The sequence below is a fragment of the Streptomyces sp. NPDC058371 genome, from assembly GCF_042723265.1.
Classification (GTDB): Bacteria; Actinomycetota; Actinomycetes; order Streptomycetales; family Streptomycetaceae; genus Streptomyces.
On the sequence record NZ_JBHXJC010000016.1, the window covers coordinates 180,878 to 201,970 of the forward strand.

17 protein-coding genes, 2 tRNA genes and 1 riboswitch are annotated in these 21,093 nt (G+C 71.7%); of the genes, 11 read left to right on the forward strand and 8 right to left on the reverse strand.

Features of this window, described 5'->3' with window-relative positions:
- Positions 1–44: 44 nt before the first annotated feature.
- Positions 45–117, forward strand: a tRNA-Lys gene (locus tag ACFWM2_RS34350).
- A 278-nt stretch (positions 118–395) separates the two neighbouring features.
- Here the strand turns inward: ACFWM2_RS34350 and ACFWM2_RS34355 are convergent.
- Positions 396–1,166, reverse strand: a complete 771-nt coding sequence (locus ACFWM2_RS34355; protein ID WP_383288074.1) for an XRE family transcriptional regulator — start codon at positions 1,164–1,166, stop codon at positions 396–398.
- Between the two features lie 454 nt (positions 1,167–1,620).
- Between ACFWM2_RS34355 and ACFWM2_RS34360 the strand changes: the two genes are divergently transcribed.
- The 3 genes from ACFWM2_RS34360 (at position 1,621) to ACFWM2_RS34370 (ending at position 3,550) form a co-directional block, all read left to right on the forward strand.
- Positions 1,621–2,085, forward strand: a complete 465-nt coding sequence (locus tag ACFWM2_RS34360; protein ID WP_383288077.1) for a glycine-rich domain-containing protein — start codon at positions 1,621–1,623, stop codon at positions 2,083–2,085.
- A gap of 77 nt (positions 2,086–2,162) precedes the next feature.
- A complete protein-coding gene (locus tag ACFWM2_RS34365) occupies positions 2,163–2,837 on the forward strand; it encodes a class I SAM-dependent methyltransferase (protein WP_383288080.1) in 675 nt (224 codons plus the stop codon).
- A gap of 173 nt (positions 2,838–3,010) precedes the next feature.
- Positions 3,011–3,550, forward strand: coding sequence for an NUDIX domain-containing protein (locus tag ACFWM2_RS34370; protein ID WP_383288083.1), 540 nt, complete (start codon positions 3,011–3,013; stop codon positions 3,548–3,550).
- 138 nt (positions 3,551–3,688) lie between these two features.
- Here ACFWM2_RS34370 and ACFWM2_RS34375 read toward each other — a convergent pair whose 3' ends face one another.
- From ACFWM2_RS34375 to ACFWM2_RS34385, 3 genes are all read right to left on the reverse strand, one after another.
- On the reverse strand, positions 3,689–4,243 hold the full coding sequence (locus tag ACFWM2_RS34375; RefSeq protein ID WP_383288086.1) for a DUF6817 domain-containing protein: 555 nt from the start codon (positions 4,241–4,243) through the stop codon (positions 3,689–3,691).
- A 78-nt stretch (positions 4,244–4,321) separates the two neighbouring features.
- Positions 4,322–4,969, reverse strand: a complete 648-nt coding sequence (gene ribA / locus ACFWM2_RS34380) for a GTP cyclohydrolase II (RefSeq protein ID WP_383288089.1) — start codon at positions 4,967–4,969, stop codon at positions 4,322–4,324.
- A gap of 175 nt (positions 4,970–5,144) precedes the next feature.
- Complete coding sequence (locus ACFWM2_RS34385) at positions 5,145–5,657, reverse strand: MarR family winged helix-turn-helix transcriptional regulator (protein ID WP_383288092.1); 513 nt, start codon at positions 5,655–5,657, stop codon at positions 5,145–5,147.
- Between the two features lie 73 nt (positions 5,658–5,730).
- On the opposite strand from ACFWM2_RS34385, the gene ACFWM2_RS34390 reads away from it, so the two are divergent.
- From ACFWM2_RS34390 to ACFWM2_RS34415, 6 genes are all read left to right on the forward strand, one after another.
- On the forward strand, positions 5,731–6,885 hold the full coding sequence (locus ACFWM2_RS34390; protein WP_383288095.1) for a dihydrofolate reductase family protein: 1,155 nt from the start codon (positions 5,731–5,733) through the stop codon (positions 6,883–6,885).
- A gap of 302 nt (positions 6,886–7,187) precedes the next feature.
- A complete protein-coding gene (locus ACFWM2_RS34395) occupies positions 7,188–8,414 on the forward strand; it encodes an alginate lyase family protein (protein ID WP_383288098.1) in 1,227 nt (408 codons plus the stop codon).
- Positions 8,415–8,524: 110 nt separating this feature from the next.
- Positions 8,525–8,598: transfer RNA gene (locus ACFWM2_RS34400), tRNA-Met, on the forward strand.
- 329 nt (positions 8,599–8,927) lie between these two features.
- Positions 8,928–10,055 (forward strand): PP2C family protein-serine/threonine phosphatase, encoded by a 1,128-nt coding sequence (locus ACFWM2_RS34405; protein ID WP_383288182.1) that lies wholly within the window; start codon positions 8,928–8,930, stop codon positions 10,053–10,055.
- A gap of 255 nt (positions 10,056–10,310) precedes the next feature.
- A riboswitch (cyclic di-AMP (ydaO/yuaA leader) is annotated at positions 10,311–10,468 on the forward strand.
- A gap of 11 nt (positions 10,469–10,479) precedes the next feature.
- A complete protein-coding gene (locus ACFWM2_RS34410) occupies positions 10,480–11,523 on the forward strand; it encodes a M23 family metallopeptidase (protein WP_383288101.1) in 1,044 nt (347 codons plus the stop codon).
- Between the two features lie 139 nt (positions 11,524–11,662).
- Positions 11,663–12,610: an aldo/keto reductase gene (locus ACFWM2_RS34415; RefSeq protein WP_383288104.1), complete on the forward strand. Its 948-nt coding sequence runs from the start codon at positions 11,663–11,665 to the stop codon at positions 12,608–12,610.
- 207 nt (positions 12,611–12,817) lie between these two features.
- Here the strand turns inward: ACFWM2_RS34415 and ACFWM2_RS34420 are convergent, their stop codons facing one another.
- From ACFWM2_RS34420 to ACFWM2_RS34435, 4 genes are all read right to left on the reverse strand, one after another.
- On the reverse strand, positions 12,818–14,173 hold the full coding sequence (locus tag ACFWM2_RS34420; protein WP_383288107.1) for a PrsW family intramembrane metalloprotease: 1,356 nt from the start codon (positions 14,171–14,173) through the stop codon (positions 12,818–12,820).
- Positions 14,174–14,239: 66 nt separating this feature from the next.
- Positions 14,240–15,079 carry a tRNA (guanosine(46)-N7)-methyltransferase TrmB gene (gene trmB, locus ACFWM2_RS34425; RefSeq protein WP_383288109.1) on the reverse strand — a complete coding sequence of 280 codons (840 nt, stop codon included), beginning with the start codon at positions 15,077–15,079 and terminating at the stop codon, positions 14,240–14,242.
- Positions 15,080–15,415: 336 nt separating this feature from the next.
- Entirely contained in the window at positions 15,416–16,630 is a 1,215-nt protein-coding gene (lhgO, locus tag ACFWM2_RS34430; RefSeq protein ID WP_383288112.1) for an L-2-hydroxyglutarate oxidase, read from the reverse strand.
- A 157-nt stretch (positions 16,631–16,787) separates the two neighbouring features.
- Positions 16,788–18,212, reverse strand: a complete 1,425-nt coding sequence (locus tag ACFWM2_RS34435; RefSeq protein WP_383288115.1) for an MFS transporter — start codon at positions 18,210–18,212, stop codon at positions 16,788–16,790.
- 712 nt (positions 18,213–18,924) lie between these two features.
- On the opposite strand from ACFWM2_RS34435, the gene ACFWM2_RS34440 reads away from it, so the two are divergent.
- On the forward strand, positions 18,925–21,006 hold the full coding sequence (locus ACFWM2_RS34440; protein WP_383288118.1) for an asparagine synthase-related protein: 2,082 nt from the start codon (positions 18,925–18,927) through the stop codon (positions 21,004–21,006).
- Positions 21,007–21,093: the final 87 nt, after the last annotated feature.

Consider the following 21,093-nt stretch of genomic DNA (forward strand, 5'->3'; position numbering starts at 1 on the left):
CGCGTCCGGCTATGCTCGGGGATGCATCGGCGCGACCGATGCGTGGACCCTTAGCTCAATTGGCAGAGCAGTGGACTTTTAATCCATTGGTTGTGGGTTCGAGTCCCACAGGGTCTACGGGAGAGCCCCCACCTCAGAGGCAATCTGAGGTGGGGGCTCGAGTGCTTTCGGGGTCTCGTTGATCGTTGGCCGGCCCCCTGCCGGCGCGAGGGCAAGGGATCATGCCTCAGGCATGGAGAGGCCCCCGACCGGCTGAGACGACGTGGCGTATGCCGAGGGCGGGCGGGATGCCGTTGCCCGGACGGTCGCCGTCGTGACGGGCCGCATCTCGGCGGCCGAGTCGCGCGACGCCGGCGCCGGCTCAGCGCTTGAGGGCCGGTTCGTCGTTTCCGGGGTCAGGCCTCGGGCGGTCGGTCGTAGGTGAGCAGGGTGGCCTTGTTCGTCGACGCGTCCTGAAAGACGAGTTCCCACGGACCGGTGTTGATGTCGAACTCCTTGCCGAAGCCCACCCACTTGCCGGTCATACGGCGGCCGGTCGGTTCGACGAGCAGCTGAACCGCCCCGTGGTATCGGGCGCCTCGGTAGTAACCCTCGGAAGCGGTCTGCTCCGTCCACGTACCGGTGGCTACGTGTCCGTCCACTTCCAGATCCATCGTCAGTGGCGAGTCAGGATTGGACGATCCGTTGGGCAGGGACCGAACGCTGAGGCGGTTGCCGTGCTGCAGAACCACCACGTGGTGCAGGCCGATGAAAGCCGAGTCGCGGCCGCTGGAGAAGTACTCGTAGCGCGAGAGCCAGACTCCGGAGTAGTTCCGTCCCGTGGCCTGCGGTACGGCCTGCGGTGCGTTCACAGGGGGCGCGACGCCGTTCGCTCCGGGCTCCATGTCGTGTCCGCCTCGGCCGTCGTCGGAGACGCGTGCCATGGCCACGGCACCGTTGAAGCCGAGGGACTCGATGGGCAGGCCGGTGACGTCCTCCAGCGCGCGGGCGTACACGGGCCTGGGGAAGGTAGTGGTCCCGGATTCCCAGCGCTGGATGAGCCGCTTGTTCGCGTCGTTGGGGATGCCGACCCGGGCGCCCGCCTCGCGGACGGCACGGGCGAAGTCGTCTTGGGACAGGAGCATGCCCATACGGACTGCTCGCAGCGCGCTGTTCGGAGTGGCCATGCAAATCACGGTAGCCCTCGGGCCGACTCAATGACACCGGATTGACGCCCTCAATGACGCCGCTTTGACGCCTGAACTGACGCCGCGCAACCGAGCGTGACTGCGCCACCTTGATTCCGTGACCGATACGGACAGCGCGAGCATGCATCCCGGCCTGCGGATCAGTGTCTACCGGGTCGACCCCCGGACGATGAAGCGCACACCGATCCGCGCGGGCACGCTCCCGGCGGCGGACGACGTCATCTTCAACATGGCGTTTCCGCCGTGTGAGTGCCCTCGATGCCGCGGAACGGGGAACCGATGAGCCCGGACAACGAGCCTGAGCTGTCCGCAGAGCCCCTCCGGCCGGCCCGGTACGGCTCCGGTCACCTGAGACTCCCGTCTGCTCCCGCAGGTCTGGAGCGGCGGGTCAACGCCCTCGACCAGGGGCATCCGTCCACAACAGGAGGAAGACGTGACCACAGCGTTAGCGCGTCCCGCGGGCACCACCGATCCGATCACCCTGCTCAACCCCGAACTGGCGAACCGGCTGACCCGGCGTGTCATCACCGCCCACCCTGAACTCAACAAGGGGACGGCACGCCGTATCGTCGGCCAGGCCGCCGCATTCGTCGCTGCTTCGGGCCAGCGGCGCGGCGCACCCCTCGTACCGAGCGAACTGGTCGACTACGGGTGGCACGCGTTCATCCTGCACACCGTCGACTACGCCGTCTTCTGTGAGCGCATCGTCGGCCGCTTCGTCCACCACGTGCCGACCGACGAGGACGAGCAGGTGCCCGGCGGAGCGAGGCTCGCGCGCGAGCGAACCATGGCTGCGATCGACGCCGCCGGATTCACCGTTGACGCCGAGCTGTGGCATTCGGCCGCCGACTGCAACCAGTGCCATGCGGGCTGCCATGACAGTCCCAAGAGCGGCTGACAGCCGGCACCACATGTAAGACACTCCAGCCGTCCGGTGTCGGTGCCGGGCGGCCGGCCTTATGAGCGGAGCAAGTCGTGACAGATGCGAGCGTCGCGTGGGACACCTACTCCGCCCAGCGGCCTGAGCGCCGGGCGGTCAACTCCCGGGGCGACAGGACGTGGTTCAACTGGACCCAGTACCCAGACCACGGGCCGGGCGCCGAGGTGCTCGGCCTCTCGGTCGGCGAGCGCGGCCGCGTCCTCGACCTCGGGTGTGGGAAGGGCGGCAACGCCGCGCACCTGGCGGCGCTGGGCATGGACAGCGTCGGCATCGACATCTCACCGAAGCAGCTTCGTGCGGCTGAGGAACGCTGGCACAGCATCGACGGCTTGGCCTTCCATCAGGCGGAGGCTGTCGCCTTCCTGCGGGGCTCAGCGGACGTGTACGACGCCGTGTACTCGGTGTACGGAGCCCTGTGGTTCACCGATCCAGCCGTCCTCCTGCCCGCCATCCGCGGGCGTCTTCGCCCGGGGGGCGTGCTCGGGTTCTCGCAGCGGCCGGCTGTTGAGGGCTGCTACGGCTGCCAGGCCTCGTACATCCCGTGCGGACCGGACGAGGACCCTCTCGTCGTGAAGCGCTGGGACTTCGAAACGGACGTGTGGGAGCAGTTGCTGAAGGAGCACGGCTACACGGATGTGCGCACGCTGATGCTGGCCGCGCCGCCCGGCCCGCGCATGGTAGGCACGCTGATCATCCAGGCCCGCGCCTGAGCCGAGGTCCGCGGCGCCGGTCGGCACCCCCTCTTCGGTTGAGATCGCTTCATGTCCCTGGGTTGTTTGCTTGGCGCACTCGTAGAGGGCGCCCGGCTGCCCGAAGAGTTCGCGCCGGGTCTCCGCGACCATGGCATCCGCCCAGTCGACCAGTCGAATGGAAGGGGGCTGTGGTGGGGCACGTCGTGCCTGGCGTACTACTCGACTTGCCGGCTGCACGGCGAGCGGAGCAACGCCCTGTAGCCGTCGGCCAGTGGCGTCATGGCAACAAGCTGGGGGTGCTGGAAGCGCTGAGCAAGAATCGCAGCATGGATGACCGGCCCGACCAACTTGTAGCCCTGGCCGTGATCGTGAACGCCGGGCGAGTCCTCCTTGCCCGGCGTGCGGTCGCTGAGGACTCCCTGGCGTGGGTGTTCCCAGGCGGCAAGGTCGAGCCCGGTGAGACCGCAGAGGACGCGGCAGTGCGGGAAGCCCGGGAGGAAACCGGGGTCGTCGTCGAGGCCGCGGGCGTGCTGGGCGAGCGGATTCATCCCGACACCGGTCGGTGCTTGGTGTACGTGGCGTGCAGGCTTGTCTCAGGGACAGCCGCGCCCAGTAGTGCCCGAGAAGTCTCCGAGGTCGTCTGGGTCGGCAGTGACGAGCTCGGTGAGTTGGTTCCGAAAGGCCCGTTCGGGCCCGTGCAGGAGTACCTGGCCAGCGCATTGGACGAATGACCGTTCAGCTATCGGCTGGTCCCGCCTCGGCGTCCTTGCTCACTCTCCTCGGCCGGGCGGACGGCCGCTCCGCCCAGGTGCGGGTCGTCGAACTCGGGGACTTCCCACCACTCCTGGAGACGTGGTGTTCTCGCCCCCTCACGTCAGCGTCGCCTCGCAGTCCTGCCATGCCTCGACGGTCAGGAGTGGGCGGAAGCGGGTGAACAGGGGGAGGAGGTCCGCGCCGCCGTGGGCCTTCCAGGAGGGGTTCTGGTCGACCAGGTCCAGTTCGTTGGCGACGGTGAGTTCGGCGAAGTCCCGGAGCTGCTGGCGGGTGGGGGACGACGTGGTGTCCGTGAAGCGGTCGTGGAAGGACGGCGCCGGGTCACCGAGGGTCGGGTAGGAGGCCGTGCGGTCGCAGCTCGCGTAGAAGTGGACCAGTTCCTCGGCCTCGGTGCCGATGACGGCCCGCAGGTCGGCCCGGCGCCCGATGGGCAGCAGCGCGGTCGCGAAGCCGTCGGTGCTGTAGAAGGCGTGGCACAGTCCGGCGAGTTGGAGGGCGGGGCGTGCCTGCCAGCGGGCCAGCCGCTCGCGTACGCGCACCAGATGCGCCAGCAGGGTGCCGCCGGGGTGGTCGATCTTCTCGGCGCCCAGTTCGTGCAGCAGGGCGAGGGCTTCGGAGGTGCCGGGGGGTGCGTCGTCCGGTGCGTCCACGCGTGGCTTCTCCTGACGGGCCGGCCCGGAGCCATGGTGAGGGGCCTTGTCGGATCGTCGGGCGGGACGGGGGCCGCGTCAATCCCGCCGGAGCGTGGGCCGGGCCACGGTGAGTTCCGGCAGGGGCAGGGTGTGCTGGGTCTGGAGGACCTTCGCGCGGAGGTAGGGGACGTTGTGGGCCGTGGCGAAGACGCCGGTGGGAACGCGGGTCTGCACGTCGAGCCCCAGGGCGCGGAGTTGGCCGGCCTTGTCGGGGTTGTTGGAGAGGAGGTCCAGGGCGTCGATGCCCAGGGCCGCCAGCATCTGGGCGGCGGGCGTGTAGTCGCGGGCGTCCTCGGGGAGGCCGAGGGCGGCGTTGGCGGCGTAGGTGTCCAGGCCCTCGTCCTGGAGGGCGTACGCGTCGAGCTTGTTGTAGAGGCCGATGCCCCGGCCCTCCTGGCGGAGATAGAGGAGGACGCCGCCGCGCTCGGCGATGCGCTCCACCGCCTCGCGCAGCTGGGGGCCGCAGTCGCAGCGGGCCGAGCCGAGGACGTCGCCCGTGAGGCACTCGGAGTGCAGCCGGACCAGCGGGACCGGACCCGGGTCGCCGAGGACGACGGCCAGGTGTTCCCGGCCGTCGGTGAGGCCGTGGAAGGTGACCAGCTCGGCGTCGGCCGAGTAGCCGTCGGTGAAGCGCAGGGGCACGGGGACGCGGGTGCGCACCGTGGCGGTGGGAAAGTCGCGCATAGGGGTTCTCCGGTCCTGCGGGTGGGCGGACAGGCGGGTGCTGCACGGGCGGTACCCGGCCTGCGGCTCGTGCTTCAGATTTGAAGCAAGCCCTCGAACGGAGACTCTAACTCCTGCTTTAAAGTTCAAGCAACAAGAAAAAGACGGGGTCTGTGCCGCCGGAGTGTCTGACGCGTCACGGCGCCGACGAGCGGCGACGCCAGGGGACGTCGTCGGGCGTGGTGGCGGGCCGGTTCTGCTGGAGGGTCTCGGCGATCCCCGTGAAGATCTCCTCCAGCTGCCCCACCTGCTCCGGAGTCAGGTGATCGAAGACCGCCGTCCGGACCGTCTCGACATGGCCGGGCGCCGTCCGCTCCAGGACCGCCGTCCCGGCCTCCGTCAGGACCGCGATGTTGCCCCGCCGGTCCGTGGGGCATCCTTCGCGTCGTACCGTTCCGTCCTTCTCCAGCCGCGTCACGACATACGTCAGCCGGCTGCGCGTGATCTTCAGGGCCTCGGCCAGTTCGGTCATGCGCAGGCGCCGGTCCGGTGCGTCGGAGAGGGTGGCCAGGACGGAGTAGTAGAGGTGCGGCATGCCGGCCTCCTGCTGGAGCTGCCGGTCGATCGCGTCGTCCAGCAGCAGCGACGCGGCGAGGTACGCCTTCCAGGCGCGCAGTTCCTCGGGGGTGAGCCAGCGGGTCGTCGTCATGTCGTCCAGTCTAGGTATTGTTTAAAAATTGAACCACTAAGAGCCGTGAGCTCGGAGCTGGAGGGTGCGTCCCATGCCCCACCCCTACGTCCTGTTGTCCGCCGCCGTCTCCCTCGACGGCTTCCTGGACGACACCGGCCCCGACCGGCTGCTGCTCTCGGGCCCGGCCGACTTCGACCGGGTCGACGAGGTACGGGCGTCCAGTGACGCGATCCTGATCGGCGCGGGCACGATCCGCGCCGACAACCCCCGGCTGCTGGTCAACTCGGCCGAGCGGCGAGCGGCGCGGGTCGCCGCCGGGCGGCCGGAGTACCCGCTGAAGGTCACGGTCAGCGGATCCGGCGACCTCGACCCGGCCGCCCAGTTCTGGCACACGGGCGGCGAGAAGGTCGTCTATACGACGGACAAGGGCGCCGGCCGGGCCGCCGACGCCCTGCACGGTCTCGGCGTCGACGTCGTCGCGGCCGGCCCCGAACTGGACTGGCGCGTCGTCCTGGAGCACCTCCACGACGTACGCGGGGTGCGGCACCTCATGGTCGAGGGCGGCGGCCGCGTCCACACCCAGCTGCTGCGCCAGGGCCTCGCCGACGAGCTGCAACTCGCCCTCGCGCCACTGTTCGTGGGCGAGCCGGACGCACCGCGCCTGTTCGGCCCCGGGCCCTACCCGGCCGGACGGCTGCGCCTGGTGGAGACCCGGCCCGTCGGGGACATCGTCCTCATGCGGTACGTCCCCACGGCACCCGGCAGCGGGTCGCTCGCCTCCGCCGCCGACCGGCACTGGCTGGCGCTCGCCTGCGAGCTGGCGGAGCGGTGTCCGCCGTCGGAGACCGCGTTCAGCGTCGGGGCGGTCGTGGTGGCGGCCGACGGCAGCGAGATCGCCCGCGGGTACTCCCGCGAGACGGATCCGGTGGCCCACGCCGAGGAGTCCGCGCTCGCCAAGACCGACCCCGCGGATCCGCGGCTGGCCGGCGCCACGGTCTACAGCAGCCTGGAGCCGTGCGCGCGACGGGCGTCACGCCCCGCGCCCTGCGCGCGGTTGATCCTCGACGCCGGAGTACGGCGGGTGGTGACGGCGTGGCGGGAGCCCGACACGTTCGTCGCCGGTGCCGACGGAAACGGGGTTCTCGCCGCCGGGGGCGCCGACGTCGTCGTACTCCCGGAGTACGAGGAGTCGGCGAAGGCGCCCAATCGGCACCTTCTGCCGTCGGCCGGCGCCGGTCGGGCGTGAGGTCCCCCGGTCCCGCGCGTCCCCGGTCGGCCGGCGCCGGTCGGGCGTGAGGTCCCCCGGTCCCGCGCGTTCCGGGTCGGCCGGCTGCGGTCGGGCGTGAGGTCCCCCGGTCCCGCGCGTCCCCGGTCGGCCGGCGCCGACCGGGCGTGAGGTCCCGGCCCCGCGCGGCCCCGTCTCGCGCCCCCGTTCGCCCGAAGGGCCTGCCCCCGAACGCCGGACGGGCTAAGAGATTCTGCGGGCGTGCCGCCGAAGCACCAGGCTGCGAGTGAGTCGGTGCGGTGGTGGACCCGGGAGGCGGAGCGATGCGTTCAGTCGGGCGGCGTGTGACGGCGGTGCTGCTCGCACCGGTGCTGGTGGGGCTGGTGGCCTCGTGCGGGGCGTCGTCGCAGACGCGCACCCAGGCGCGGGCGCGGCCCAAGGACGCGGCGTTCCAGCACCCCGGGGTGCTGGTCAGCAAGGGCCAGCTCGACACCGTGCGCAAGCACGTGAACGCGGGCAACCAGCCCTGGCTGAAGGCGTTCCTCGACATGCGCGACAGCAAGTACGGCTCGTACAAGTACCAGGCGAAGCCGTACGCCAGCGTCGACTGCCCGGGCGGCGACAAGTCGGCCAAGCCCGTGCACGGCTGTGTCGAGGAGCGCGAGGACGCCATCGCCGCCTACACCCAGGCCCTGCTGTTCGGCATCACCGGCAAGCAGGAGCACGCGGACAAGGCCAGGGAGATCATGGACGCCTGGTCGGCCAAGGTGAAGGGGCACACCGAGGAGGACGCCGGGCTGCAGACCGCGTGGGCCGGGTCGACCTGGTCGCGGGCCGCCGAGCTCGTCCGGTACACACCGGGCGCGGGCTGGCCGGCCGACCGGGTGGAGCGGTTCCGGACCATGCTGCGCACCGCCTATCTCCCCGAAGTCACCAAGAAAGTCCCGGACTTCAACGGCAACTGGGACCTGGCCATGACCGACGCAGCCATCGGGATCGCCGTCTTCCTCGACGACCACCAGGCCTTCGACGACGCCCTGGAACGGTTCCGCCAGCGCGTGCCCGCCTACTTCTACCTCCAGAAGGACGGGCACGTGCCGCTCACGCCGGTCGGCAGCACCGTCGACACCCCGCAGAAGATGACCACGTACTGGTTCGGGCAGCAGCGGTACATGGACGGGGTCGCGCAGGAGACCTGCCGGAACTTCAAGCACGTGGGGTACTCCCTCGCCGCCACCGCCCATATCGCCGAGACCGCCTGGCACCAGGGCGTCGACCTCTACCGCGACGTCAAGGACCGGCTGAAGGCCGCGCTCGACTTCCACGCCAGGTACCAGATGGGGGAGGCGGCGCCCGCGTGGCTGTGCGGCGGGAAGGTCGACCGGAACATGGGGCCCGACGTGGAGGTCGCGCTCAACCACCTGGAGAACCGGCTCGACGTGCACGTCCCGGCCGCCCACAAGCTCGTCGAGCAGACGCGCCCCGCCGGCACGGACGATCTGTTCGTGTCCTGGGAGACGCTGACCCACGCGGGCAACCCGGCCGACTAGACGGCCCCGGGCCTCCCGGTGCCGGTGGGCGGAATACGCCCGGTGAAGGCCGGTGCACGTCAGCGTGTGTGCGAGGGGTCCCGCGCATGGCGTACAGTGGTGTTTACCGACGCGGGGTGGAGCAGCTCGGTAGCTCGCTGGGCTCATAACCCAGAGGTCGCAGGTTCAAATCCTGTCCCCGCTACTCAAGGCCAAGGGCCGGAACTCAGATCATTGAGTTCCGGCCCTTGGTGTTTGCCGTGAGGGTCCGATCAGGGTCCGGCGCCTGTGCGGCGGTCGTGTGGGGGTCCGATCAGGGTCCAGCGCCTTGTGCGGCGGTCGTCATCCGGTCGGCCCTCAGCGGTCGCCGCCCGCCCCCGCGCCGGGAAACCTGGACGGGTGGGGCAGCAGGGAGGTTCACAGCGGCCGGAGGAAGCGTCCGGCGGGGCCGGCCGCCGGGAACCGTCCCGTGAGGCCGGGGATCCCGTTCTCGACGGGTACGAGCGGGCCGGGGGTCGGCTGCCAAGCGATCCCGTGCCCGATCCGGGGCTCGGGGACAGTCCCCCGCCGGCCCCCGCCGAGCCCGCCACCCGGCGCATCTCGCGAGCCCGCACCTTCGTCCGGGCGCTGCCCGCGCTGCTCATCGTGGTCGGGGTCTTCTACGACTACTTCACGCCCTCGGACTTCACCGCTGTTCCCCTCTTCACCGCGGCGCCGCTGGTCGCCGCGCCCCTCTTCTCGCTGCGCGGCACGATCCTCACCGGGCTCGGTGCCCTCGTGGCCGTTCTCACCATCCGCATCAGGCTCGGCATCGCCCTGAACGTCGATGCGGTGACCGAACTGGTCACGGTGGCGACCGTCGCCGTCCTGGCCGCCCTCATCAACATCCTGGTCCGGCGCACCGACGAGCGGCTCGCCTCGGCCCGCGAGATCGCCGAGGCCGCCCAGCGCGCCGTACTGCCGCGGCCGGCCGAACGGATCGGCGGGTTCGAGTTCGCGGCCCGGTACGAGGCGGCGCAGGCCGACGCGTTCATCGGCGGCGACCTGTACGCGGTGCAGGACTCCCCGCACGGCGTACGGCTGGTGGTGGGTGACGTCCGGGGCAAGGGCATGAGCGCGGTGGCGGCCGTCGCGGTGGTCATCGGATCGTTCCGGGAGGCGGCCGAGCACGAGTCGACGCTGGAGGCGGTCGCCCAGCGACTGGAGCGGGCGCTGGCGCGCGAGGGGACCCGGCGCGACGGACTCGACGCCTTCGAGGGGTTCACCACGGCCGTCCTCGCGGAGATCCCGCACGGCGACGGCGTCGTACGCATCGTCAGCCGCGGCCACCCCCCGCCCCTGCTCCTGCGCGCGGACGGCACGCTGCGCACCCTGGAGGCCACGGAGCCCGCGCTGCCGCTCGGGCTGGGCGAGTTGGGCAGCCTGCCCGACCGCGCGGAGGAGGCGACCTTCCCGAGCGGGGCCACGCTGCTCTTCTACACCGACGGGCTGTCGGAGGCGCGCGACGAGCACGGGGAGTTCTACGATCCGGCGGTGCGGCTGGCCGGACGGGTCTTCCCCGGGCCCGACGCGCTGCTGGCGGCCCTCACGCGGGATGTGCGGCGGCACACGGGCGGCGGGACGACGGACGACCTCGCGCTGCTCGCCGTACGCCGGCCATGAGCGTCGTACGCCCTGTCCCTGATCGTTGTCACCAGGGGTGACCGGCTGACGCCCCTCCGCATAACAACTGACGAACCGTCAATTGAACTGGGGTTTATGAGGCGTGGTCAACTCGCCCGTTTTCCGCCCCTCATGACCCGTAAGTCCAGGCGGAAGACGTTAATGATCAGTCCGAACAGCTTGGAATCCGTAGCCCGGGTCTATTAACGTTCGATAACGCAGCGCGGTCGTCACAGCCGTCACAAGAGTCGGCTCCGTGCGCGAGCGCCGAATCCCGCAAGGGAACCGGGGAACCACCAACTTGGGGTGAATCGGGCGTCTTTCGCAGTGGATCACACTGTGGTTGACGCGCGTAGGAGACCTTCCTGCTCCGAACCCGTCAGCTAACCCGGTAGGCGAGAAGGAAGGAAAGGAGCGCGCCCACGTGGCGTCCAACCGGCCTGCACAGCCCACCTCGTTCGCGCCGACCGAGCAACAGAGCGACACCTTCGGCTACGGCGGCGGCACCGACGAGGGGCCCTGGGAGGAGTGGAATCCCACCGCGGATTCCGTCCGTCCCGTCCGCGGCCGGCACCGCGTCTCCAAGCAGCGCGGCGGAGGACTCGCCCGCAGCTCCACCGTTCTGGGCGTCGGCGTCATCGCCGCCGTCGGCGCGGGTGGCATGGCCACCGCGCAGACCGGCAAGCCCCCGGTGTCCATCTCGATGCCCGACCTGTCGTCGGTCGCCACCTCGGCCAAGGCCCTGATATCCGACGGCGAGGCCCCGGCGAAGGGCTCCGCCACCCCGCTCACCAGCGCCGGTCTGACCACCGACGACACCGCGCAGGGCACCACCGACGCGGGCGAGGCGCTGCGCGCGCGGATCATGCAGCAGGCCGAGTCGCAGCAGGACCAGGTCGACAGCGCGGCCCAGCGGGCCGCCGAGACCGCCGCCGTGAAGAAGGCCGCCGCCGAAGCGTCCAAGACGCAGGACGAGGCGAAGGCCAAGGCCGCTGCCGTCAAGAAGAAGGCGGAGGACGAGGCCAAGAAGAAGGCCGAGGCAGAGCGCCTCGCCAAGCTGGCCAAGAGCTACTCGCTGCCCACCTCCTCGTACACGCTGACCTCGCGCTTCGGCGAGGCCGGAGCACTGTGGTCCTCCGGGTACCACACCGGCCTCGACTTCGCGGCTCCCACGGGCACGCTGATCAAGGCCATCCACAGCGGCACCATCACGGAAGCGGGCTGGGCCGGTTCGTACGGATACCGCACGATCCTGACCCTCGACGACGGTACGGAGCTGTGGTTCTGCCACCAGTCCTCCATCAGCGCCAGCGTGGGACAGAAGGTGGCCACGGGTGACGTCATCGGGCGCGTGGGCGCGACCGGCAACGTGACCGGGCCGCATCTGCACCTCGAGGTGCACCCCGACGGCAACCCCACCGGAATCGACCCGATGGCCTGGCTGCAGAGCAAGGGCATCAACCCCTGACAGGTCCGGCACCCGGCACGCCTGACAGCTCTCCGGTGTGAGCGCCTCGGCTTCGTACGCGAGGCGCTCCACCCGTTTCGTACGGCTTTTCCGCGGCCTTGCGGAATACATGGCTCCGCCACCGGTGTTGCTGTGCAACATGACTTCTCTTCGCAAGCTGGGCCCGTCCGAGCTCGAGGTCTTCCCGCTCGCCCTCGGCGGCAACGTCTTCGGCTGGACCGCCGACGAGACGCAGTCATTCGCCGTACTGGACGCCTACGCGGCCGCGGGCGGCAACTTCGTGGACACCGCCGACACGTACTCCGCCTGGGTGCCGGGCAACACGGGCGGTGAGTCGGAGACGATCATCGGCAAGTGGTTCGCCGCGCGCGGCAACCGCTCCGACGTCGTCCTGGCCACCAAGGTGGGCTCTCACCCCGACTACAAGGGGCTGGCCCCGGACAACGTGCGGGCCGCCGCCGACGCGTCGCTGCGCCGGCTGGGCACGGACTACATCGACCTCTACTACACGCACCGCGACGACCCCTCGGTCCCCGTCGAGGACATCATCGGCACGCTCGACGAGCTGGTGCGGGCGGGCAAGGTGCGGGCCATCGCCGCTTCCAACATCTCGCCCGAGCGGCTCCAGGAGTCCCTGGAGTTCTCCGACCGCGAGGGCCTGGCGCGGTACGTCGCCCTCCAGCCGGAGTACAACCTGGTCTCGCGCGAGACGTACGAGGGTCCTCTCCAGGAGGTCGCCTCCCGCTCCGGCGTGGCCGCCGTCCCGTACTACGCGCTCGCCTCCGGCTTCCTCACCGGCAAGTACCGGCCCGGTACGACCGTCGACTCCCCGCGGGCGGGGGGCGCCGGCAAGCACCTGGAGACGGAGCGCGGGGTGAAGGTCCTCGCGGCCCTCGACGAGATCGCCCAGACCCATGACGTCCCGGTCGCCACGGTGGCGCTGGCCTGGCTCGCCGCCCAGCCGACGGTGGCCGCGCCGATCGCCTCCGCGCGGACGGTCGAGCAACTCCCCGCGCTGCTCGGTGTCGCCGACCTGACCCTGACGGACGGGGAACTGACGACGCTGACGACGGCGTCGGCCCAGTAGGTCCGTCTCGCGGGGGCCTTTTCCGCGGGGGACGAGGGCGTCTTTTCCGCCGGGGCGGGGCGTCTTTTCCGCCGCGGGGCGGGGGCTTCCTTGGCCCCGCGGGCCGGGACCTTTCTTGCGCTGCCGGGGCGGGAGTTCATGTCCGCCGCGACGGCGATCAGCCGTGACGGCGTTGTCCGGCGGTGCCGTACCCCCGTACCCCCGTATCTACGACCGGTACGGGTTGTACGCGGGATACGCCGCCGCCGGATCGGCATAAGGCGCCCCGCCCGGATAAGGCGTCGCCGACCCGGTGTACGGCCGGCCGTACAAGGGCGTATACATCGGCCACGGCGGCAACGCGACCGGTGCCGTCGCCCGGGCCGCGTACGCCAGGGCGGGCCGGGCCACCTCCCGGCGCCGCCACAGCTCGTGCAGCAACTCCCGTTCCCGGCCGCCGAAATCGGCGCCCGCACGGCCCCGGCGCGCGCGGTGCCGCAGAAACGCGAGCGAGGTCGCGTACGCCTCGTACTCGGCGACAGAGCGCGCGGCGCCCTTGCCGAAGTGCTGCCTGGCGTAGTCGCGGGCGAGCCGCCGCGCCCGCATGGAGCCGAGCACGAACGGCTCGGGCGGGGCCAGCCACCCGGCGACCGCGTATGAGGGCAGTTCGGCGCGCACCGTGCGCAGTTCCCGCTGCCGGGTCCAGATGACGAGCCAGGTGAGCAGCCCGAACGTGGGCACCATGAAGGCCGCGTACACGGCGAAGAACCCGTACTCCCCGAAGGACGACGAGCCGTTCCAGACGGCGTGCATGCCCATGGCGAGCAGCAGCCCGGACAGCGGCAGGAGTACCCGGCGCAGCTGCCGGCCCTCCGGCGACAGCGCGGCGATGCCGAAGCCGATGCCGGTCAGGACGGTGAACAGCGGGTGCGCGAAGGGCGACATCACCACGCGTACGAAGAAGGTGGCGGCGGTGACGGAGGCGAGCCCGCGCTCGCCGCTGAGCTGGTCGGTACCGAACGCGGTGCCGAGGTAGAGGATGTTCTCGGTGAAGGCGAAGCCGGTGGCGGTGACCCCGGCTATGACCACTCCGTCGACGATCCCCGTGAAGTCCCGTCTGCGGAAGAGGAAGATCAGCAGTACGGCCGCGGCCTTCGCGGACTCCTCCACGATCGGCGCTATGACGGTCGCGCCGAGGGTGTCGGCGCTGGACGGGTCGGCGGTGGCGGTCGCTATCCATTTCGTCGCGAAGCTGTTGGCGACGATCGCTATCAGCGCGGCGGCGCAGGCGCCCCAGGCGAACGCGAAGAGCAGGTTGCGCCAGGGGCCCGGCTCCACCCGGTCCAGCCAGCGGAACGCGGCCATGAGAAGCGGGACGGGCAGCACGGCCAGGCCCAGGCCCACCAGGAAGCCCTCGGTGCCGGTCTGTTGGCGGACCAGGGCGAGGATGACGAGGCCGGAGAGCGCGAGCAGGGTGATCAGCGCCCCGTAGCGGACCCACCTGCGCTGCCACCAGTGCGCGTGCCGCAGCGCACCGCCGGCGGGACCGCCGGGGTGCGTCGGGTACGGGGGACAGGTGGCCACGGCATTGACCCTAACGAGGGAGGGACGCTGCCTGCGACGGTGCCTGGTGGGGCCCGGGGGCCCGGCTCAGTCGCCGGCAGACGGCTGGTCTCGATGCTGTACGCGGCGGAAGAGCAGGTCATTCACCACATGACCCTTCTCCAGTCCCTGGCCCTCGAAACGGGTCAGCGGGCGGAAGTCGGGACGTGGCGCGTATCCGCCGTCGGTCCGGGTGTTCTCGAAGTCCGGGTGGGCGGTCAGCACTTCGAGCATCTGTTCGGCATACGGCTCCCAGTCGGTCGCGCAGTGCACGAGGGCACCGGGCCGGAGGCGGGTCGCGGCGAGCGTCAGGAACTCGGGCTGGATGAGGCGGCGCTTGTGATGCCGCTTCTTGGGCCACGGGTCGGGGAAGTACACCCGCAGTCCGCTGAGTGACTCCGGCGGGAGCATCTCCCGGAGCAGGATGATCGCGTCGCCGTTGGCGACCCGGATGTTGGACAGCCCGCTCTGGTCGGCCAGATTGAGCAGGTTGCCCTGCCCCGGGGTGTGCACGTCGACGGCGAGGATTCCGGTCTCCGGATCCTCTGCCGCCATCCACGCGGTGGCCTCGCCCATCCCGAAGCCGATTTCGAGGACGACGGGACGGTCGGTGCCGAAGAGCTCCGCGAGGTCCAGCGCGTGCCCGTCGATGTCCAGCCCCCACTTGGGCCACAGCCGCTGCAGGGCGTCCGCCTGCCCGGCCGTCACCCGGCTGCGCCGCGGCTGGAAGCTGCGGATCCGCCGCTCGAAGTGCGATCCGGCGGGGTCGGCCTTGGGGCCGTCCGGAAAGCGGGGCTCGCCCTTGGCCCGGGCATGACGCAGCGAGCCGCCGGCGACGGAGGGCCGGGACTCTGGGGACTCTTCGGAGGAGTTGAGGGAGTCAGACACAGTGGGGTCGATTTTACGGGCGTCCGGCGGACGCGCCTCCCGCGGCGATACGGAGGGTGCCCACGGGACGCCCACGAAGCGTCACGCGAGTGGGTTGGTGCAGGTCAGATGGCTTTCGGGGCCGGGTGACCCCGGCGCCCGTCGGGCGTCGACCCGGGAAACCGGTGCGTGCAGGTCGGGCGTCGCCCCGGGAAACCGGTGCGTGCAGGTCGGGCGTCGCCCCGGGAACCCGGTGCGTGCAGGTCGGGCGTCGCCCCGGGAACCCGTGCGTGCACGTCGGGCGCCGACCCGGGAACCCGGTGCCCGATTGGTGGCCGCCCGGCGGCCCGGCGCGGGTCAGGCGTTCGACAGCGCGGTCAGGGCCCTGCGGGCCACCTCGCGGCCGATCGGGAGGGATGCCGTGGCCGCCGGTGACGGTGCGTTCAGAACGTGGACCGTCCGGGGGGTCTCCTGGATCAGGAAGTCGTCCACCAGCGTCCCGTCCCGCAGGACCGCCTGGGCCCGGACGCCGGCGGCCGCCGGGATCAGGTCGTCCGGGGTCACCGCAGGCAGCAGCCGCCGGACTGCGTCCGTGAAGGCCGCCTTCGACACCGAGCGGAGCAGCTCCCCGCCGCCGTAGCGCCAGTGGCGGCGGGCTATCCGCCAGGAACCTGGCCAGGCCAGGGTCGCCGCCAGCTCGCGGGGGCGGACCGTCCCCCAGCCGTACCCCTCGCGGGCCAAGGCCGGGACCGCGTTCGGCCCGATGTGCACGCTCTCGTCGATGCCCCGGGTGAGATGCACGCCGAGGAACGGAAACGCCGGATCCGGGACGGGGTAGACCAGGCCGTGCACCAGCTCCGGGCGCGCCAGCGTGTAGTACTCGCCCCGGAACGGGACGATCCGCATCCCCGGGTCGTCCCCGCTGAGCAGGGCGATCTCGTCGCAGTGCAGCCCCGCGCAGTTGACCAGCACGCGCGCGCGGACGACCCGGCCGTCGGCCGTGCGGACGGCGACGCCGAGCTCGGGGCGGCGGTCGATCCGGACGACCCGCGCGCCGTAGTGGATCTCCGCGCCGGAGGACTCACCGAGCCGGCGGGCCACGGCGACGAAGTCGCAGATCCCTGTCGTGGCGACCTGGATGGCGGCCAGGCCCCGGACCTCCGGCTCGTACTCCCCGATCTGGGCCGCGCCCAGCTCGCGGACCGGAATGCCGTTCTCCCGGCCGCGCTGGACGAGGGCGTGCAGCCGGGGCAGCTCGGCCTTGTCCGTGGCGACGATCAGCTTGCCGGTGACGGCGTGGTCGATGCCGTACTCGGCGCAGAACTTGACCATCTCGGTGGCGCCCCGCACCGCGAAGCGCGCCTTCAGGGAGCCCGGGCGGTAATAGATCCCACTGTGGATGACGCCGCTGTTGCGCCCCGTCTGGTGGCGGGCGGGGCCCAGCTCCTTCTCCAGCACCATGACGCGCGTGCCCGGCGCGGCCCGCGTGATCGCATACGCCGTCGACAGACCGACGATCCCGCCGCCGATCACCAGTACATCGCAGTCGTACACGATGGACACCTGCACCACCTCCCGACTTCAAGAGTGCACTGCGCCACTGACAACGCCCTCAAACCCGGGGGAGGCCCCGGCGCCCCGGTAGGGGCGCGAGGAACTGCGCGATCAGCCACAGATCACCCGCAGCCCAAGGTGTGAGCAATCGGGCAGACGCGAAGGGGCCCGTTGCCTAGGCGGGAGCCATCAGCAGCGGTCGTGCGCGCTCCCGCAGCTCCACGACGCGCGGTTCGTCGCCGTACGGCTCCAGCCGGTGCAGCAGATCCTTCACGTACTCGGTGGTGCGCGCCGACGAGATGCGGCCGGCGACCTCGACCGCCCGGACGCCCTGTTCGCAGGCCGCGTCCAGGTTGCCCGACTCCAGCTCCGCGACCGCCGACACGACCAGGCGCAGCCCGTGCGAGCGTACGAACTCCTCCGTCGGCTTCGACAGTGCCTGCTCGGTGAAGCGACGGACCTGGCGCGGCGCCTTCAGGTCGCGGTAGCACTCGGCCGCGTCGGCGGCGAACCGGTCGTACGAGTAGAAGCCGAGCCAGGACGGGTCGTGGTCGCCGTCACGGGCCCGCTCCAGCCAGCCCTCGGCAGCCTTCAGGGCGCCGCCGGCCGCATGGGCGTCACCCGCGCGCGCGTGGGCACGTGCCTCGACGAGGCGGAAGAAGCTCATGGTGCGCGCGGTGGCCAGGCCGCGGTTGCGCTCCAGGGCCGCCTGGGCGAGGTCGACGCCCTCGTCGCCGAAGCCGCGGTAGGTCGCCTGGAGGGACATGGAGGCGAGCACATAGCCCCCGAGAGGCACGTCGGCGGCCGCGCGGGCCAGGCGCAGTGCCTGGATGTAGTAGCGCTGGGCCGCCTCCTGCTGGCCGGTGTCGAAGGCCATCCAGCCGGCCAGCCGGGTCAGTTCGGCGCTCGCCCCGAAGAGGGCTCGGCCCACTTCGTCCGAGTACGAGCCGAGCAACAGGGGTGCCGCCTCCACCCGTAAGCACTCGGGCACCATCGACGAACGCCAGTCGCCGCCGCCGTACTTGGAGTCCCAGCGCCGCGCGTCCTCCGCCGCCTCGCGCAGCTTCAGCACGTCGGTGTGGCCGACTTTCAGCGGTGCTCCGGAACCCTCGGCCGGGTTCGCGTCCCGCGCCACCGAACTGTCGGCCGGTGTTATCAGCCACCGTGAAGCGGGAGTTGCGTAAGCGCTCACGGCGAACGATCCGGCGAGCGACTGCCAGATGCCGCCGCTGCCGGCCCGGCGCCCGGCCAGGTCGAGGCGGTACAGCTCCGTCGCCGACCGCACCGCCTGCCCGACGTCACGGGGGAAGGCGAGGCCCACTTCGGGTGCGGGATCCGCGTCCGCCAGACCGATCTCGTGGAGCGGTACGGGGCGGCCGAGTTTCTGGCCGATGGCCGCGGCGATGAGATGGGGTGCCGCACCCTGCGGCACCATTCCCTTCGACACCCAGCGCGCCACCGACGTCTTGTCATAGCGAAGAGTCAGACCGCGTTGAGCGCCAAGGTCGTTGACGCGTCGTGCGAGGCCTGCATTGCTGATTCCCGCGAGGGCGAGAACGGTGCCGAGTTTTTCGTTCGGCCCGCGTTGCTCCCTGGACATGCGCCACCCCTCGACACAGACGGCTGCCGCGCTGGCATAACCACGCGGCATTCGTAAACCCAGCGTAGTTCGCCCGATCCCAAGCGTTAAGGGGCGTAGTTCCGTATGGCGGGATTGTGGTCCGTACGACAGTACGGACGGTCGCGGCGTGCTCCCGTTGTGTGGCCGTGCGCCTGTCCGTGCGCTCTTCTCCGGCCACCGGGGGAGCGCTTCCATGGATCGTGCGTGGGTCGGCCCGCTGTACTGGATCCAGCGGGCTGGGGGAACGCCGCCGCCTACATCCCCGCGGGCGGCGGACCGGTCCGGGAGGCGTACTCCGCCTCCCGGACTGTGCGTCGCCTGCGTTGCGCAGGCCTGTACAGAGCGTGTGCAGGGCTGGCCATCTGTCGCCGATTTGGCTGATTTTCGACGGTACCCCCAGAGGGCAATTCCCGTCCTCACCACGTCTCTTGAGGGCGCGTTAGGTGTTTTGGGGGAGCGCATCGGGGGCGCATTCGTATCGCCGTTTTCGCACGCCGTCCCGCTGATCGCCGTGCCCGGCGCGGCAGTTCGGCCAGCCGCCTGCCTCGCCCCGCGGCCCCGTGGGAGGCTCGCGGGGGCGCATTGCGGGGAGCGCGAGCAGTCGCACGGAGTCTCCTGTGTGCCTCCTTCGTGACAGCATGGTGCCGAGTTCGTACGGTGCACTGGTTGTCCACAGCCTGTGGAGGCGGCGATGCGGTGGTTGGTGGGGTGGAGCAGTACCGCCGCCAGAGCCCCTGAGATCGGCTCGGCAGGATCCACCGGAAGTGACGGCGAGACCGTGCACCCGGTGGGCTCCCAACTCCTGTGGGGCGACCCCGATCCGCTCTGGGCGGTCGGCGACTGGCGCCCCGACGAAGTGCGCGTCGTGCAGGCCGACGCGCAGAACCGGATCGCCGTCCTCGGCACCTGCGGCGCCTCCGACGAAGAGCTCCGGCTCGGTCTGTTCGCCGCCCGCGGAGGGGCACTTCGCCATCTGACCAACTGGTCCGGCAGCTACACCGCCGTCGTCCAGGTCGGCCGCCGCGTCATGGTCTGCGGCGACATCGCGGGCGCGCGGCCCGTGTTCTACACCCCCTGGGCGGGCGGTACGGCCTACGCGACCGCCGCGCTGCCCCTCGCCGACCTCATCGAGGCCAACCTCGACTTCGGGCACCTCGCCGCGCTCCTCGCCGCCCCCGACGTACCGGCCGCGGTGCACGACTCGACGCCGTACGACGGCGTGCGGCGCATTCCGCCGGGGCACGCGCTGATCCTGCGCGCGGGCGCCCGGGAGATCGCCGGGTACGAGCAGGTCGCCTCCCTCGCGGTGGCCGCGCCCATCGCCGACCCGACGAGCGCGGTGGACGCCGTCCGGGACGCCCTCGTCGACGCCGTACGCGCCCGGCTCGCCGCGCCCCGGCACTTTCCCGGTACCGACGTGGACCCCGGTCCGGTGCCAGGGATGGGGCCTGCCGAGCGGCGCGCGGCGCGCGGTATGCCGGTGCCCGGGATCGGCGCCGACCTCTCCGGAGGGCCCGCCTCGGGGACGCTCGCGCTGCTCGCGGCCGGGCTCCCCGGGATGCCGGGGACCGTCCTGGGGCACGGCACGGGCGCCGGCGAGCGGCTGCTGGCCGTCACCTTCAACGACCTCGCGGTCAGTGGGCGGGAGGCCGAGCTGCAGCGCGCCGGGTCGCTGGCCGCGAATCCCCGGCTGCACCATGTGGTCGTCGCCGGCGGCGAAGAGGTCCTGCCGTACGCCGACCTGGAGGGGCCGCTGACCGACGAGCCGGGGCCGTCGCTGGTGACGGCCGCCCGGCACCGGACACGGCTCGCCGCGGGCAGCGCGGACCACTTCACGGGGTACGGGGCCCGGCAGGTGCTGGACGCGCATCCCGCGCGCCTCGCCGACCTGCTGATGGACCGCAAACGGCGTCATCTGGTGCGGCCCGTGGCCGCGTTGGCGAAGGCGGACGGCTCGGTGATGGTCCCCGCGCGCGTGTACGGTGCGGCGCGGAAACTGGCCCGTACGCCGTACCGGGCCGGCGTCGACGCGCTCGCCGACCGGCTGCTGCACCGGCGGTTCGAGGAGCCGGGCGGCGCCGTCGGGGCCTCGCTCGCCGCGCTCACCTGGGCCCGGCCCGGGCCCGCCGCGCGCTGGCTGACCGGTGAGGCCCTTGCTGAAGTATCGGTTCGCCTCCAGGCGGCGGCGACGGGGCGGCCGGGGGTGGGGCCGGGGCAGCGGCCCGGTGACTTCCGCGCGCGTGCGGCGCTCGCGCGGCATGCGGCGGATCTGCGCATCCTGGAGCAGGCCGCGGAGGTCCGCTTCCAGCGGCTGCACGCGCCGTTCCTGGACAACCAGGTGGTACGCGCGTGCCGGGCCCTTCCCGAGGCGCTCCGGGTCCAGCCGGGGGCGCGGGCGGCGATTCTCCGTACGGTGCTGGAGGGGGCGGGTGTCGCCGAACTTCCGGCCGGGTGGGGGGCGCCGTCCCATGCCTCGTCGGCGGCGGCCGCGCGTACGGGGCTGCGGGTTTCCGTGGACTCCCTTGTCGCGTTGTTCGACACGCCGTTGCTTGCGGAGGCGGGGCTGGTCGAGGCGCGCGTCGTCCGCAAGGCGCTGCGCGCTGCGGCGGACGGTGAGCCGCTGCCCCTGGACGGTCTCGCCGATCTCGTCTCCCTCGAGCTCTGGCTCCGCCGGCTGCTGTCCCGCCGGGGCACGTGCTGGACGGGGACGCCTGCGCGGCAGCGAGCGGTTCCGGCGGGGATTGCGCCTCGGGGGCGGGCGTTGGGAGCGTGATCTGGCGGGGGCGCCTTGAGCGGGGTTCGCTTTGTGCCGGTGGGGGGGGGGGGCGCCGGGTGCCGGTGGGTGGGTGGTTCTCCGTCC

What these genes read in the sequence shown, in the direction of transcription:
- ACFWM2_RS34435 (WP_383288115.1), bottom strand. Translation starts at nt 18,212, where the DNA reads ATGTCCAGGGAGCAACGCGGGCCGAACGAAAAACTCGGCACCGTTCTC.
- ACFWM2_RS34390 (WP_383288095.1), top strand. Translation starts at nt 5,731, where the DNA reads ATGCCCCACCCCTACGTCCTGTTGTCCGCCGCCGTCTCCCTCGACGGC.
- ACFWM2_RS34440 (WP_383288118.1), top strand. Translation starts at nt 18,925, where the DNA reads ATGCGGTGGTTGGTGGGGTGGAGCAGTACCGCCGCCAGAGCCCCTGAG.
- ACFWM2_RS34355 (WP_383288074.1), bottom strand. Translation starts at nt 1,166, where the DNA reads ATGGCCACTCCGAACAGCGCGCTGCGAGCAGTCCGTATGGGCATGCTC.
- ribA (WP_383288089.1), bottom strand. Translation starts at nt 4,969, where the DNA reads ATGCGCGACTTTCCCACCGCCACGGTGCGCACCCGCGTCCCCGTGCCC.
- ACFWM2_RS34385 (WP_383288092.1), bottom strand. Translation starts at nt 5,657, where the DNA reads ATGACGACGACCCGCTGGCTCACCCCCGAGGAACTGCGCGCCTGGAAG.
- ACFWM2_RS34395 (WP_383288098.1), top strand. Translation starts at nt 7,188, where the DNA reads ATGCGTTCAGTCGGGCGGCGTGTGACGGCGGTGCTGCTCGCACCGGTG.
- ACFWM2_RS34415 (WP_383288104.1), top strand. Translation starts at nt 11,663, where the DNA reads ATGACTTCTCTTCGCAAGCTGGGCCCGTCCGAGCTCGAGGTCTTCCCG.